Here is a 15066-nt window from a genome sequence, read left to right on the forward strand (position 1 = left end):
CAGTCAACCGCAAAGTTTTCATTATGTCTCTGTAAGGTGTATCTTACTTTATAGTCTTTAACTTTTTATCTCTTGAGGTATTTTGAATCATTTCCATTGTTGGTTATTTTTTTCTTCCGTCATCTTTACAAACCTATACCCCTGCTTCTGCAGCTCTTCGATGATTCTCGGCAAAGCCTCTGCCGTGTGGATATCGTCCAGCATGTGAAGGAGGATCACGCTTCCGTTTTTCGTCTGCTTCAAAACGGCATTCACGATATCATCCGCGCTGTTTTTCGAATCGTGATCGGACGGTATGACCGAAAACATGGCGATCGTAGAATAACCAGTAGCGGCGATGGCCTTCAGCGATTTTTCGTTTTGCGCTCCAAATGGCGGCCGGAACAGCATCGCAGGCTTTTGCTGAATCGCTTCGGTAATGATCTGGTGAGCCTTGACTACTTCCTCCTGCAGCTGCTCCGGCGTAATTTCGGTGCCAGTCGGGTGCGAGTACGTATGATTAGCCACATCGTGCCCCGCTTCTGCCATCGCCCTGGCCAAATTGGGGTTCTTGACCGTTCCGTCCGCTCGCAGGAAAAAGGTCGCTTTCACCTGATGCTTGTCCAGGATGTCGAGAATTTTCGTGACGTTCGCGTCGCTCCCCCAATCGTCAAATGTCAGGGCGACCTTCTTTTCGTCCGTATCCAGCTCTTTCACGAGCTTGTACGACGCGTTGCCGTAGTCGGGATTGATTTTTGCCGCGTCGTATCCCTCAATGTCTTTGAGCGGCTTTTTCTCTGCTCCATCCTTGATCAGCTTGTCCAGCTTGACGTACTCGTATCCCGCATCTGCCGCGGCCTTGGCGAGCAGCGGAATGGATACGGCCAGATGCTTGTTCTCCTCGATATCCAAGGCGATGATGCCTCCGCGGTTGATGTACTTTCTCACGTAGTGGTACTTTTGCTCATCGGTTTCCTTTTCCCAGTTGTGCAGAAACAGGCTGTATCCGATCACGGCTTCCTCTCCGTTATGTGCGGCAGCCCGGAGGACATCATCCGTGTATGTCCCCAAGCTCGTCCTGACATACCGCGGGACAATACCCGTCTTTTGCTTGATCAGCTCCTGGCTCGCTTTTATCTCCTTGTCCATTTGCTCGTAGGTCAGCTTTGTTAAATCCAGCGAACGCACCGCATTGTTCTCGATTTCATGCCCTCTGGCGACAATTTCCTTTGCCAATGCAGGCTGCTTGGCTACTTTGTCTCCCGGCAAAAAGAAGGTTGCCTTGATCTTGTAGGTGTCGAGATCGTCGAGCAGCCGCTTCATCTTTTGTGCGTCCCCCAAGCCATTGAAGGTGAGGGCCAGCTCCCGTTTCGTGGTGTAGACCATCGAGATCGCTTTGCTCTTTTCGGCAGTATTGCGGGCGGTTTGGGTGGCCGGTTTGTTCAGTGTCTGGGAGCTTGCAGCAGCATTCACCTGGCTTTCCATAGAGCCCCAGCTCGTCAGCAGGACGAGGGCTGTCGCTGCCAATATCGTTCTAGCAAAAATTCTAGTTGTTGCTCGGTTTTTACAGATCGTCATGCTTTCTACTCCTTTCTCGAAACATAATTAATGAAAGTTGGTTTTTCAGAGAGGTTGAGCCCGGGTTTAAGCAATCAGCAGGGGCCATGCGGTTTGGCAAACAGTAAGCCGAATCAGCATCGTTTATCTTAGCAAGCGAAACTGAAAGGATTCTGAACAAGTAGAAATGCCCCAGTGATCTCGCCTGGTCGCCGCGTTTGCCGTTTTTGGAGGACGAATCTCCAAAAAGCCCTGGAATCGCTTTTAGCTGCTGCTGCCAGGCAAAGGCAAATATGATGCATCTAAAGCTAAAGAAGGCAGTCGCAGTGAGAGACCTTTCCTCTCGCCGTGACTGCCTTCTGCTGTTAATCAGCTTCCAACTGCTTTGACCGGTACTTCTGTCGGACGTGCCGCGTGTTAAGCGTTTCCTCTCTATTTTCCTGCTCTCACGATGTCAGCCTGGGCTTCCCGCCATTTCGACAGCGCATCAAAATGCGGAACAAGCGAACGGTACACATCTGCAAACAGCTTATACAGCTCCTGATACGCTTCTGTATGCTTTTTGTTGGGGGTGTAGGTCTCCGTAATCCTGACGAGCGATCGCGTCTCTTCCAAAGAAGAGATCGTCCCGGTCGCGAGCATGGCCAGCATGACGGCCCCCAGACACGCGCTTTCCCGAGAAGCCGGCACGTGGACAGGCACACCGAATACATCTGCCGTCATCTGCAGCCAAACCGGAGAGCGGACAAAGCCGCCCGTCGCCAAAAGGCTTTTTCCAGATTGTTCTGTCGACATCAGCGATTGGTAAACGCTGAATGCGCTGAAAACGACTCCCTCCAGCACCGCCCGCATAAAATGCTGGCGCCGGTGATTCAGCCCGGCCCCGAAAAATACACCCCGCGCCTGCGCGTTCCAATGCGGCGCACGTTCCCCGGTCAAATACGGGAGAAACAGCAGGCCCTCTGAGCCCGGCTGTATCCGCTCCGCTTCCCGCGTGATGATGTCGTAGATGTGATCCCCCGTCTCCGCCGCCAGTACCCGTTCGTCTCCGGCAAACTGGTCCTTGAACCATTTGAGCGCAATGCCGCCGTTGTTGATCGGGCCGCCGACGACCCAGTAGCCTTCGGTCAGCGCATAGCAAAAGGAGCGCATCCGCTCATCGGTCAACGGCTCTCTTCGCACGGTGCGGACAGCGCCGCTCGTTCCGATCGTGATCGCCGCCGCTTCCCCCGTGATGGCCCCTACCCCGAGATTGGCCAGGACGCCGTCGCTTGCTCCGATGACGATTGGCGTTTGCGGCGGAATCCCGAGCTCTCCGGCCTTGTCCTTTTCCGAGATCTCCAGGATATGTGTCGTCGGAACCGGCCGGGAAAGCTGCCTGGGCGAGATGCCTGCGTACTCCAACGCTTCCCGGTCCCACTCAAGCTGCCTGAGGTTGAACAATCCGGTGGTGGAGGCAATTGAATAATCGACCGCATACGTTTTGCATAGCTGATACAAGACGTATTCCTTGATCGAAATGATCTTGTGGGCGCTTTTCAGCAATTTCGGCCTCATCCGCGACAGCCAGCGCAGCTTGGTCAGCGGCGACATGGGATGGATAGGCGTCCCCGTTTTTCGGTACAGCCCAAGACCTGCGCTGCTTTCCAAAAGCTCCCTCGCTTCTGCCGCGCTCCGGTTGTCCGCCCAAATAATGCACGGTGTCAGCGGCTGATGCGCTTCATCCACGAGTATCACACTGTGCATCGCGCTGCTGAAGCCGATCGCAGCCAATTGCCCGGTCTGTGCCGCCTCTGACCGCATCAGCTGCCGGGCAACCATCCATACGGCCCGGGAGATTTCATCCGGGTCCTGTTCCGCGCAGCCGGGCTGCGGCTGGTAGATGGGATACTCCACCATGCTCTCCGCCAAAATCTCACCGGACAAATTGCTCAGTACGCCTTTGGTGCTTGTAGTCCCGATATCTAAACCCATGTAGATGGTTTGTTGTCCCATTGATGTACCCTCTCAATCAGAAAATCATATGGGGTAAGGCAAGCAAAATGGTCAATACCGCTTTTGGGCAATCAGCTTCCGAACCTTTGCCAGATTGTCGTAGGTTTCTTCTTCCCGCAGCATGGAGACGCCGATAAACAGCGTATCCAGGATGCTGATCTGCGCCAGTCTGCAAGACATCGACTCGGGGCGCAACAGCGTCTCCCGCGACGACGTATACAGCACGATGTCAGAGATTTTGGTCAACGGCGATTTGGTATAGTCCGTAATGCAAATCGTGGTCACGCCCGCTTCCTTGGCAGCCTGTACCGCGTCGATGATGTCCTTGCTGCTACCGGAATGCGAGATGCCCACCACGACACTCCCGGGCTTCAGCAGTCCGGCGGATACGATCTGCAGGTGGGAGTCTGTCAAGGCGATGCATGACAGGCCTGTCCGCACAAACTTGTGATACGCGTCCAGGGCGATGGGCCCTGAGCCTCCGCAGCCGTAGAATTCCACCCGGTCTGCTTTGGCGATCGCGTTTACCGCCTGCTCCAGGGAGTCGGGGTCCAGCACCTGCAATGTATCGCTTAACGTCTCGGCGTTTACCGTAAACACTTTTTTGGCGATCGTCGCCATATTGTCCGAGATTTCGACCTCTTCATGAATCGCCTGCAGCGGCGTCACCAGGTCGGCAGCCAATGAAATTTTCAGCGCCTGGTACCCTTCGTAGCCAAGTCGCCTGCAAAACCGAAAAATAGACGCATCCGCACAATTGGCCATCTCGGCAAACTGTGTAATCGAGAGGTGAATGATATCCTTCGGGTGATTCAGTATATAGTTGGCGATATTCAATTCCGTAGCCGTGAAATTGTCGTACATGTAGCGAATGCGAGCCAAGCAGCCCTGGTCTTCTTTCCAGGGGAAATTCGGTTTGTTCATTGGGAAACCTCCTCAAAAACACGCAAGCGGACTATTACCATGATTTTACCAAATTCCGCTCCCGCGCATAGCAACTTCTTCGGAAACCTGTTGCCCGTCGACACTCCCGCTGCGAAGGCTAGTCGGCTTTTTCCACAGCGTGGCCGCCAAACTGGTTCCGCAGTGCGGCGACGACCTTGCCGTGGAACACGTCCTCATCCAGCGAGCGGTAGCGCATCAACAGGGACATGGCGATGACCGGCACGGATACTTTCAGGTCGAGAGCCGTTTCGACTGTCCACTGTCCTTCGCCCGACGCGTGCATCACGCCTTTGATCGTGGAAAGCCGCGGGTCTTCCGAAAAAGCCTGCTCCAACAGTTCCATCAGCCAGGAGCGGATGACCGAGCCGCTGTTGAACAACCGCGCCACTTTCTCGTAGTCATAGGAAAACGGCCCTTTGTCGAGAATTTCGAAGCCTTCTCCAATCGCCTGCATCATTCCGTATTCGATGCCGTTATGCACCATTTTCAGGAAATGTCCTGAACCGGCAGGACCCGTGTACAAGTAGCCATGCGCCAGCGAAATATCCCGCAGCAGCGGCTCTACTACAGCGTACACGTCCTCTTCTCCTCCGACCATCAGACATGCGCCATTACGTGCTCCCTCAGTTCCTCCGCTCGTGCCGATATCCAGGTAATGAACGCCGGATTGCTTCACGCGCTCGTATCTTCTGATCGAGTCCTTGTAAAACGAGTTTCCGCCGTCAATCAGAATATCTCCCGGAGACAGATGCGGCAGGACGGCCTCGATGACTTGGTCCACCAGCTCACCTGCCGGCACCATCATCCAGATGATCCTCGGGGAGACGGACAGCCGCTCGGCCAGCTCCTGATAGGATTGGCTGGCCATTCCTCCGGCCTGTTCAAACTTTTGCAAAGAATACTGGTCAATATCGCATCCAATTACGTGATGCCCTTTTGCGATCATGCTACATCCTAAATTCAGCCCCATTTTTCCTAGACCAACGAGACCAATATTCATAATTCCACCACCATGCAAGAAATTAAGACGCTTGTGTTCGACGAAAGCCTACTGTGCCTTTGGATCAAGCGCATCGCGCAATCCATCGCCAAACAGGTTGAATCCGATCACGCTTGCCATAATGGCAAAGCCGGGAATCATCACGACCCACGGTGCCGTCGTGATATAGTCGCGGGAGTCTGCCAGCATTTTTCCCCACTCCGCTTCCGGAGGCTGCGCCCCCAGTCCGAGGAAGCCCAGCGCGGCCGCTTCCAAAATGGCGGAAGCCACGCCCAGCGTCCCCTGAACGATCAAGGGAGTCCAACTGTTGGGCAGTACATGGCGAAACAGTATGCGGACCTGCGACATGCCCTGCGCTCGCGCCGCCATGATGTACTCCTCTTGCTTGATACCCAGCACCTTTGCCCTCACCAGACGGCCGTACATCGGCACGTTGACGATCGCAATCGCCAAAAGCGCGTTGAACAGTCCCGGTCCGAGGATCGCGACGATCGCGATGGCCAGCAAAATGCCGGGAAACGCCAGCATGACGTCGAAGATGCGGGAAATCAGCGTATCGATCCATTTGCCGTAAAACCCGGCAATCAAGCCGAGCAGCGTACCTACTACCAGGGAGCCCAGGACAGAGAAAATACCAATCGTCATCGAGATGCGGGCTCCGTACAAGATTCTCGAAAACATATCCCGGCCGGAGTCGTCCGTTCCAAACCAGTGCTCTGCAGACGGAGGCTGCAGCGTGTTGGCGAGGTTTTGCTCGATGGGATCATGCGGCGCGAGCAAAGGCGCAAACAATCCCGTGAGGATGAACAGCAAGACCAGCGCGCCGCCGATGACTGCCGCTTTTTGCTTGCGCAGTCTCCTTACGCCTTCACTCCATGGTGTTCGTCTCCGTACCTTGCCGGCGGACAATTCTTCTGCCGGCATCGTTGCCAAACCCGACTGCATCAGGGAACACCTCGCTATTTGTATTGAATTCTTGGGTCAAGATAGCTGTACAACAAGTCGACGATCAGATTCACGACAATGAAGATGACAGCAAGCACCAAAATGCCGGACTGGATGACAGCGTAATCGCGGTAGCCGATGGCATTGTAGATGTACTGGCCAACGCCCGGCCATCCGAAGATCGTCTCGGTCAACACGGCTCCTCCCAGAAGCCGCCCAACCTCCAGGCCGATGATCGTCATCACAGGAGCGAAGGCATTTTTCAATCCGTGCTTGTAGACGACAAAGAATTCGTGCAGGCCCTTTGCCCGCGCAGTGCGGACATAGTCGTGCTTCAGCACCTCCAGCATGCTCGACCGGGTCATCCGGGCGATGTACGCCATCGGGATCGTTCCCAGCGCCATCGCCGGAAGGATCAGGTGGCGCACGGAGGACCAGAACTGCTCGTAATTCCCCGCCAGCAGCGTGTCGATCAGATAAAAATGGGTGATGGTCTCGACGGTCACCCGCGGGTCATTGCGTCCGAGAACCGGCAGCCATTCCAACTGCAGCCCGAACAGCCATTGCTCCATCAAGCCGAGCCAAAAGATCGGCATGGACACCCCGACCAACGCCAGCAGCATCGGTATGTAGTCGATCCAGGTGTTCCGTTTCCACGCCGATACAATTCCCACATTGACCCCGACGATCACGGCAAAGATCATCGCAAACAGCGTCAGCTCCGCCGTAGCCGCCAAATGCGGGAGCAGCTCTTCGCTGATCGCCTTTCCCGTCACCAGCGATGTGCCCAGGTCTCCCTGCAAAATGTTCAGCAAGTAGTTGCCGTACTGCTGATACAGCGGCAAATCAAGCCCGAGCTCGTGACGCAGCTTCTGTATCGACTCCGCGTCCGCCCGCTCGCCCAAAATGACCTGCGCAGGATCGCCCGGAATCAGGTTGATGATCGCGAAAACGATAATGGATACGCCGAAGAGTACCGGGATTAATTGAAAGATTCGTCTGGCTGTGTACCTTATCACTGGTTTACACCCCATTGCTTCAAAATCTGTCCACAGCCTTTGCGGCCTGAACGGTATCTGTTACACCCGCCTTAGTACAAATGACAGGCAACCAGCTGCCCTTCGTGTGCCTCTCTGAAATCCGGACGGGTCGTCCTGCACACATCCATCGCATGCGGGCACCGTGGATGAAAGGCGCATCCGACAGGCGGATTGACCGGACTTGGCACATCGCCCTGCAGGATGATCCGCTCCCGCTGTTGGCTCGGGTCGGGAATCGGTACCGCTGAAAGCAGCGCTTGGGTGTATGGATGGAGCGGGTTTTCGTACAGCTTGTCGCATTCCCCCTGCTCGACGATCCGGCCGAGGTACATGACCCCCACCCGGTTGCAGATGTGACGCACCACGCTCAGGTCATGGGCAATAAACAAATAGGTAAGCTGAAACTGCTTTTGCAAATCCTGCATCAGGTTGATCACCTGGGACTGGATGCTTACATCCAGAGCGGAAACCGGCTCGTCTGCCACGACCAGCTTTGGCTTGAGGGCAAGCGCCCGGGCGATCCCGATCCGCTGCCTTTGGCCGCCGCTGAATTCATGCGCGTACCGGTCGGCGTGATACCGGTGCAATCCGACTACTTCAAGCAGCTCGCTGACACGCCGCTGCCGCTCTGTTTTGCTCTTCACCCCGTGAACCAGCAGCGGTTCCTCCAGGATCTGACCGATCGTCATGCGTGGATTCAACGAAGCGAAGGGGTCCTGGAAAATGATCTGCAAGTCTCTGCGCTTGGCCTGCATTTCCCTTTCACTCAGCGCAGCCAGATTCTCCCCTTGAAACAGCACCTCGCCATCCGTCGGCTCGGTCAGGCGCAGGATCGATCTGCCTGTCGTCGACTTGCCGCAGCCGCTTTCGCCGACAAGTCCAAATGTTTCGCCCTCATAAATCGTAAAGCTGACATCGTCTACCGCCTTGACAAAATGCTGCTGGCGACCCAGCAGCGATTTGCTTCCGACCGGGTAGTACGTTTTGAGTCCGTTTACTTCCAACAGCGCTTTTTTCATAGTCACTCGCTCCTCGCTTCCGGGTTCGCCAGGTGAGAAGGTCGTTCTTCCGCAAAGAGCCAGCATCGCACTTGGTGCGGTTTGGCGCCGCCCACCTGCTGAAGCACAGGCTCCTCCCCGAGACAGATTTCGGAGGCATGCTCGCAGCGCGGCGCGAATTTGCAGCCTTTGGGCATTTCCGCCGGTATGGGCACGTTGCCCTTGATCGAGTCGAGCCTGTCCTTTCGCTCGTGCAGCGTCGGCATCGACCGCAGCAGTCCCTGCGTGTAGGGGTGCTTCGGGTCGGAGAACAGCGTGTGGACATCCGCTTCCTCCACGACCTTGCCGGCGTACATGACGACGACCCGGTGGCACATTTCCGCCACCACGCCAAGGTCGTGGGTAATCAGCATGATGGCTGTTCCCGACTCCTTGGAGATGCGCTTCATCAAATCGAGAATTTGCGCCTGAATCGTCACGTCCAGCGCGGTCGTCGGCTCGTCGGCAATCAGCAGCTTGGGATTGCACGCCATCGCCATGGCGATCATGACGCGCTGGCGCATTCCTCCAGAAAGCTGATGCGGGTATTCGTCGACCACTTGCTCTGCCCTCGGCAGGCCTACCTGCTTCAGCAACTGGATGGCACGCTCTTTGGCCTCTTTCTTTTTCAGCCCCATATGCAGCTGAATCGTCTCGCACATCTGCTCGCCAATGCGGAAGACCGGGTTCAGGCTGGTCATCGGCTCCTGGAAAATCATCGCGATCTGATTGCCGCGGATGGCGCGCATCTCTTTTGCCGACAGCTTGAGCAGGTCCCTGCCTTCAAACTGGATTTCCCCGCCGACCACCTTGCCGGGTGGGTTGGGCACAAGCCCCATGATCGACAGCGATGTGACGCTTTTTCCACAGCCGGACTCTCCGACGACACCCAGGATTTCCCCTTCGTCCAGCGTGAGATCTACACGATCAACGGATTTGACAACCAGGTCGTCAGTGAAAAAATAGGTTTGCAAACCACGCACAGATAGTAGTGGAGCCATCGTTTTATCCCTTTCTGTCCAAGCTATTTGAGCAGTGAAAGTGCAACGTTCGTAAACGCTTTGACGCCGATGACAAGCGAATCCTCGTCAATCGTAAAGCGGGGGTGGTGATGCGGATGGACGATTCCTTTGGACACGTTGCCCGCTCCCACCCAGAAATACGTGCCGGGCGCCTTCGTAAGGAAAGAAGAAAAGTCTTCTCCGCCCATCGTAGGAATCAGCGGCTGAACCTGATCTGCCCCGAATACCTCGACCAACGTTTCTTTCACTTTTGCCGTCAGCTCATTGTCGTTAATGACCGGGGCATTTCCGTACGTGTAATGGAACTCGTACGACGCTCCGTGAGCCTCGGTGACGCCTTTGATGACGCGTTCCATCAAAGTGGGAATCGTCTTGCGCACCTCGGGATTGTACAAGCGGACTGTACCGCCCAGGTGGACAGCGCCAGGAATGACGTTGTTGGCCGTTCCCCCTGTCACTTTGGTCACAGAGAGGACGAGCGGCTCGATCGGGTCCGTATTGCGCGAGACCACATATTGCAGATTCGTTACGACCTGCGCGGCTACAGCCAGACTGTCTACCGTGTCATGCGGCTGCGCGGCATGCCCGCCTTTGCCCAACACCGTAATTTCAAACGTATCGGCAGCCGCGTGGGAAGGCCCCGCACTGACGGCCACGTACCCTACCTCCAGCGGAGAATGCAGATGAAGCCCGATCACCATGTCGACGCCGTCCATCACGCCCGCCTCGACCATTTGCTCCGCTCCGCCAGGGAACTGCTCTTCGGCGTGCTGGAACAGGAAGCGGATTTCCCCTTTTACCTGCTCGCGCATGCCGGCCAGAATCTTTGCCGTCCCGAGCAGGATCGAGGTGTGTCCATCATGTCCGCAGGCATGCATGACGCCGGGATTTTTGGAAACAAACGAAAAATCATTTTCTTCCGGGATCGGCAATGCGTCGATGTCGGCCCGAATCGCCAATGTTTTTCCCGGCTCGCTGCCGATCAGCCGGGCCATTACGCTCGTTTCAGTCGGCCGCGACAGCTCCAGTCCCTCAAACGTTTGCAGCGTTTCATATATAAAGCGGGAGGTGTTCACTTCCTCATACGAAAGCTCCGGATTTTCGTGAAGGTGACGCCTCCATGCAATGACTTGTTCCTTGATTTGCTCTGCCATAGTCTCCAGATGATCGCGTGTCGTACTCATCGGGCACCGTCTCCTCCTCGCGCTTCGTCATTCTTTCCCCGTAAGGTGACCGCACCTGCACGCGTTGCCGCAAGACATGCAGGTGCAGCTCTCTATTTTTTGCCCTCACGTTTTTGCAAAACCGTGCAGGCGTTTTCTAATTGGTGAGATCTACATCCGTAAACTGCGGACCGTAGGTAACCTGCGGAACGTAATTCGCTACCCTCGCGCTAGCCGCCCGCACCGGAGTCGAGTGCACCAGCGGGTTGATCGGCGCGTCTTGATAGATGATTTCCTGCGCTTTTTTGTACATCTCCGCCCGTTTTTCCTGATCGGGCTCCTGTAGTGCATCATCGAGCAGCTTGTCCACTTCTGGATTTTTATACATTGAGATATTGTTGGTCGGCACGCTGTCCGTGGAACGGTGATGCGTGTACATCATCGTCGTCGGGTCCCAGGTAGCGGAGGACCAGCCCAAGAGAGCCATTGGCGCTTCGCCGCTCTGTACCTTGTCGAGATACGTCGCCCATTCAAACGAAACGATTTTGGCGTCGACACCGATCTGCTTCATGCTCGCCTGCAAGGCCGTTGCGATTTTTTCCGGCTGCGGCATGTACGGACGGGCGACAGGCATGGCCCACAGTTCCGTTTGGAAGCCGTTTGGATAGCCCGCTTCGGCCAGCAACTGCTTTGCTTTCTCGATGTCAACCGGATAGGTTTTCAATTCCTTGTTGAAGCCCCAGCTCCCCGAAGGAAGAATCGTTACAGCCGGCTCCGCCTGTCCGTAGTAGAAGGCGTCGATCAACGCTTGCTTGTCGATAGTCATGCTGATCGCCTGACGGACGCGCGGATCGTCAAACGGTTTTTGCTTGGTGTTGAAAGACAGATAGCCGACGTTGTTGCTCGCGCTGGTGTACGTTTTCAGATTGGGCAGCTTTTCCAGAGAGCTGACATCGGAAGGATTGACCCCTTCCATCAGGTCGATCTGCCCCGACTTCAATGCATTCAGACGAGCCGAGTTGTCTTTGATTACCTGGAAGATCAGCTGGTCTACTTTCGGGAAGCCAGGAACGCGGTATTCCGGATTTTTCTTGAGAACGACCTTGTCGTTTGGAGTCCAGCTTACAAACTGGAAGGCCCCGGTTCCGATCAGTTGGTCTTTAAACTGACCATTGCTCTTCTTCAAGCTCTCCGGCGAAACGATGCCGTATTGCGGTTCTGTCAGCATCGCGACAAACGGGGCAAACGGGTGCTTCAGCTTGACCCGTACCGTATGGTCATCTACCTTCTCGATGCCTTCGATCACGGTAGAATCATCGCCTTTGAATCCGCCCATATCCGTTTTGAAGATCGAGAACGTTCCCTGATGGTACGGATGGTTCGGGTCCCACCAGCGCTCGAAGTTGAACACGACTGCATCAGCGTTGAACGGGGTGCCGTCATGGAACTTTACATTTTCCTCCAGCTTGAAGGTCACCGACAGCTTATCGGGTGAAACCTCCCAGCTCTTGGCCAGCAGAGGAGACAGATCGGAGGTCCCTTTTTTGTATGTAACCAGGGTTTCGACGACTTCCTCTGTCACGCGATTTGATTCGTCTTCTGTGGATTGCGCCGGGTCGAGGGTGACTGTGTCTCCGCCCCGTCCCACTACGAGTATTTTCTCGCTTGCGGACTTTTCCGACGATTTATCGGACGGATTGGAACCGGACGAACATCCTGTAAGCGCTAACAGTGCAGCCAATAAAACAACAGACGTCTTGATAGCAAGCTTCTTCATTACAACTCCCCCTTTTTTTCTCCTGAAATTGGTGCCGGGTAACTTCCAAGTTGTCATTCCTGATGAAAGCTGCAAGCCTCATGTCAAACCACTTTTTTGTCAGCTCCTCCTCGCCGAGAGATTTTGATAATGTCGAAAAATAGAAAATCTTATTAATTTGTCGAATTGACTTTAAGGTGGATTATAGTAAATTTTTTTACATTTGAAAATAGTATAAAGAAAATTTTTTTACAACCGGAAGGTCATATTTCGTTAAAATGGCTTCTTTATGCCCTTTTTCGTTACTCTGGCAGTTCAGTCAAGAAAAAAAGACACCTGCGTTCAGATGCCTTTCTCTATGATTTGCAGCAACAGCAGTTTGTCGTTTGTCGCGTTTGCGGCAGCTCGCGACGATTTGTGCAGTTTGTCGCGTTTGCAGCGCTGGCGACCATTTGCAGCGGTTGCGACGTTCGCGGCAGTTTGCAGCGGTTGCAGCATCGGCAATGGTTTGCAGTATTTGCAGTGTTTGCGGCGTTTGCTCCAGTTTACGCCAGGTCGCGCCAGTTTACTGCTGTTCACGCCCGGTTGACGCTATTTACGCCAGCCGGCAGCCCTGAAAAAAATTTTCTTTCTGGATTTTCGGCTGCCTTGCTATCCCGAGTCAAAACCTCCTCTTCCATGCGTTTTATTCGTTAAGGGACAAATTGTATGAATTTACTGACTTTTTATGAGCTAATTTCGGCTTATATTTATACATCACGGTGAATGACATAATCATTTTTCCACCTTATCCTTTTAGCAATGACAAAGACAATTTGGGAGGAAAAGCATGAAAAAATGGTTTTCAGCCTTGTCCGCCGCGGCTTTGCTCTTTAGTCTTGTAACGGGTTGCAGCGAGAATGCTTCACAGAATGCTCAGCCTGCTTCCGAAACGTCTTCAACCGAACCGATGGTACTGCATTGGAGCATCACCGGGGAACCGCCGACGATGGACCCGGGCATCGCGACAGATGCGTCTTCCATGGATATGATCAATCTTGCCTTTGAAGGCTTAACCGCTGTGAATCGGCAAGGAGAACTGATCAACGCAGTTGCCGAGAGCTTTACCAATACCCCCGATTTTACCCAGTTTCGTTTTATCCTCCGCAGGGATGCCAAGTGGAGCAACGGCGATCCCGTCACCGCACACGATTTTGAATACGCGATCAAGCGCAATCTCGACCCCAAAACCGCCTCAGCTTACGCCTACCAGCTCTTCTACATCAAAGGCGGCGAGGAATACTTCAACGGGACAGGGACGCCGCAGGATGTAGGAGTCAAGGCAACAGACGACTACACCGTCGAATTCACCTTGCGCTCGCCGACTCCGTTTTTCCGCGAGCTTACCTCCTTCACCACCTACTATCCACTGCATAAGGAAACGGTCGAAAACAATCCGAAATGGGCTACGGAAGCAGCCACCATCGTCGGGAACGGCCCGTTCGTGATCGATGAGTGGGAGCATAAGGCCAAGATGGCATTCAGTAAAAGTCCGACCTATTGGGACAAGGCCAGCGTCAAGCTGGACCGCATCGAAATCGTTATGATCGAGGACAACAACACGGCCCTTTCCATGTTTGAAAACGGCGACCTCGACTGGGGCGGCTACCCGTCCTTTGGCTTGTCGCCGGACGCGGTCGGACAGCTCAAAGAAGAAGGCCGGCTCCTTGTCGCGGACAATCCCGGCACCAAGGCCGTCATCTTCAACACGGAAAAGCCGCCGTTCACCAACAAAAAGATTCGCCAGGCATTCGCCTATTCCATCAACCGCCAGGAGCTGATCGACAACATCCTGCAGACTGGAGTTCCTCCGGCGTACGGCTGGGTGCCCATTTCCATGGGGCTGAATCCGGACGGCTATTTCAAAGAAGATGTGGAAAAGGCAAAGCAGCTTCTGGCCGAAGGGATGCAGGAGCTGGGACTGAAGGAATTCCCGAAGGTCACCTACTACTATGACACCGGCGAGACGGACAAAAAGCTGGCGCAAGCCCTGCAGGACGGGTGGAAGCGAACGCTGGGGCTCGACATCGAGATCCGCACCTCGGAGTGGAAGGTGTTTAATTCCGACGTACAAAATGGCAAGTACGATTTTGGCATCTGGCTGTGGGGGGCGGATTTCAACGACCCGATCAACTTTCTGGAAATGTACAAGGACAAGGCCGGGGGCAACAACGTAGTCCGCTTTGACAACAAAAAGTATCGCGATCTGCTGAACCAAAGCTACTACGAAACCGATCCGGAGAAGCGCAAAAAGCTGATGTTTGAGGCAGAAACGATTTTGATGGAGGAAATGCCGCTGGCTCCGCTCCACTTCCGCGGAAACGCCTATGTGAAAAACGACAAGGTGAAGGATTTCGTCATCCTGCCGCTGGGCGGTTCCTACTTCAAGTACGCGTATATCGAAAAGTAGCGTGGAAGCCGGGGCGTCCAGCTCGTTTTTGACGAAGCCGTAGAGCACGCCATTCCGGACATCAAAAACTGCATTTACAAAACGGTGCGGGAAGCTGTCACCAACGGTGTGAAGCACGGAAATCCCGGTGCCTTTCAGATTGAAGTAGCCAAGCGAGGCCATTTCATACACGTCCGGT

The 15066-nt window shown here is 54.6% G+C and carries 12 protein-coding genes; 2 read left to right on the forward strand and 10 right to left on the reverse strand.

Annotation, left to right across the window (positions count from 1 at the left end; genetic code table 11):
- Positions 1-87 precede the first annotated feature (87 nt).
- The 10 genes from NST37_RS21785 to NST37_RS21830 form a co-directional block, all read right to left on the reverse strand.
- Entirely contained in the window at positions 88-1557 is a 1470-nt protein-coding gene (locus NST37_RS21785; RefSeq protein ID WP_339166638.1) for a polysaccharide deacetylase family protein, read from the reverse strand.
- Between the two features lie 411 nt (positions 1558-1968).
- On the reverse strand, positions 1969-3531 hold the full coding sequence (locus NST37_RS21790; RefSeq protein WP_339185812.1) for a gluconokinase: 1563 nt from the start codon (positions 3529-3531) through the stop codon (positions 1969-1971).
- Between the two features lie 51 nt (positions 3532-3582).
- Complete coding sequence (locus NST37_RS21795) at positions 3583-4455, reverse strand: MurR/RpiR family transcriptional regulator (RefSeq protein ID WP_003390098.1); 873 nt, start codon at positions 4453-4455, stop codon at positions 3583-3585.
- A gap of 118 nt (positions 4456-4573) precedes the next feature.
- Positions 4574-5476 (reverse strand): phosphogluconate dehydrogenase (NAD(+)-dependent, decarboxylating), encoded by a 903-nt coding sequence (gnd, locus tag NST37_RS21800; protein ID WP_039070168.1) that lies wholly within the window; start codon positions 5474-5476, stop codon positions 4574-4576.
- Between the two features lie 48 nt (positions 5477-5524).
- A complete protein-coding gene (nikC, locus tag NST37_RS21805) occupies positions 5525-6421 on the reverse strand; it encodes a nickel transporter permease (protein ID WP_003390100.1) in 897 nt (298 codons plus the stop codon).
- Between the two features lie 14 nt (positions 6422-6435).
- Positions 6436-7440 (reverse strand): ABC transporter permease, encoded by a 1005-nt coding sequence (locus tag NST37_RS21810; protein ID WP_003390102.1) that lies wholly within the window; start codon positions 7438-7440, stop codon positions 6436-6438.
- 71 nt (positions 7441-7511) lie between these two features.
- The gene (locus NST37_RS21815) at positions 7512-8480 is read right to left on the reverse strand and encodes a dipeptide ABC transporter ATP-binding protein (protein WP_003390104.1); all 969 of its coding nucleotides are present in this window, start codon (positions 8478-8480) and stop codon (positions 7512-7514) included.
- Between the two features lie 2 nt (positions 8481-8482).
- Complete coding sequence (locus NST37_RS21820; RefSeq protein ID WP_003390105.1) at positions 8483-9499, reverse strand: ABC transporter ATP-binding protein; 1017 nt, start codon at positions 9497-9499, stop codon at positions 8483-8485.
- Positions 9500-9522: 23 nt separating this feature from the next.
- A complete protein-coding gene (locus NST37_RS21825) occupies positions 9523-10704 on the reverse strand; it encodes an amidohydrolase (protein ID WP_003390106.1) in 1182 nt (393 codons plus the stop codon).
- 136 nt (positions 10705-10840) lie between these two features.
- Positions 10841-12460 (reverse strand): ABC transporter substrate-binding protein, encoded by a 1620-nt coding sequence (locus tag NST37_RS21830; RefSeq protein ID WP_003390107.1) that lies wholly within the window; start codon positions 12458-12460, stop codon positions 10841-10843.
- A gap of 165 nt (positions 12461-12625) precedes the next feature.
- Here NST37_RS21830 and NST37_RS21835 point away from each other — a divergent pair, with 165 nt between their 5' ends.
- Both NST37_RS21835 and NST37_RS21840 read left to right on the forward strand, forming a co-directional pair.
- Positions 12626-13135 (forward strand): hypothetical protein, encoded by a 510-nt coding sequence (locus NST37_RS21835; protein ID WP_152562186.1) that lies wholly within the window; start codon positions 12626-12628, stop codon positions 13133-13135.
- Between the two features lie 133 nt (positions 13136-13268).
- Positions 13269-14888 (forward strand): peptide ABC transporter substrate-binding protein, encoded by a 1620-nt coding sequence (locus NST37_RS21840; RefSeq protein WP_003390109.1) that lies wholly within the window; start codon positions 13269-13271, stop codon positions 14886-14888.
- The last annotated feature ends 178 nt before the right edge of the window (positions 14889-15066 follow it).

Origin of the sequence: Brevibacillus sp. FSL K6-6036 (genome assembly GCF_037964015.1) — a bacterium.
In the GTDB taxonomy this organism is placed as follows: domain Bacteria; phylum Bacillota; class Bacilli; order Brevibacillales; family Brevibacillaceae; genus Brevibacillus; species Brevibacillus borstelensis.

Bases quoted from the DNA above. Each gene is read 5' to 3' on its own strand.
- NST37_RS21825 (WP_003390106.1), bottom strand. From the start codon at position 10,704: ATGAGTACGACACGCGATCATCTGGAGACTATGGCAGAGCAAATCAAG.
- NST37_RS21840 (WP_003390109.1), top strand. From the start codon at position 13,269: ATGAAAAAATGGTTTTCAGCCTTGTCCGCCGCGGCTTTGCTCTTTAGT.
- NST37_RS21820 (WP_003390105.1), bottom strand. From the start codon at position 9,499: ATGGCTCCACTACTATCTGTGCGTGGTTTGCAAACCTATTTTTTCACT.
- gnd (WP_039070168.1), bottom strand. From the start codon at position 5,476: ATGAATATTGGTCTCGTTGGTCTAGGAAAAATGGGGCTGAATTTAGGA.
- NST37_RS21790 (WP_339185812.1), bottom strand. From the start codon at position 3,531: ATGGGACAACAAACCATCTACATGGGTTTAGATATCGGGACTACAAGC.
- nikC (WP_003390100.1), bottom strand. From the start codon at position 6,421: ATGCAGTCGGGTTTGGCAACGATGCCGGCAGAAGAATTGTCCGCCGGC.
- NST37_RS21785 (WP_339166638.1), bottom strand. From the start codon at position 1,557: ATGACGATCTGTAAAAACCGAGCAACAACTAGAATTTTTGCTAGAACG.
- NST37_RS21830 (WP_003390107.1), bottom strand. From the start codon at position 12,460: ATGAAGAAGCTTGCTATCAAGACGTCTGTTGTTTTATTGGCTGCACTG.
- NST37_RS21815 (WP_003390104.1), bottom strand. From the start codon at position 8,480: ATGAAAAAAGCGCTGTTGGAAGTAAACGGACTCAAAACGTACTACCCG.
- NST37_RS21795 (WP_003390098.1), bottom strand. From the start codon at position 4,455: ATGAACAAACCGAATTTCCCCTGGAAAGAAGACCAGGGCTGCTTGGCT.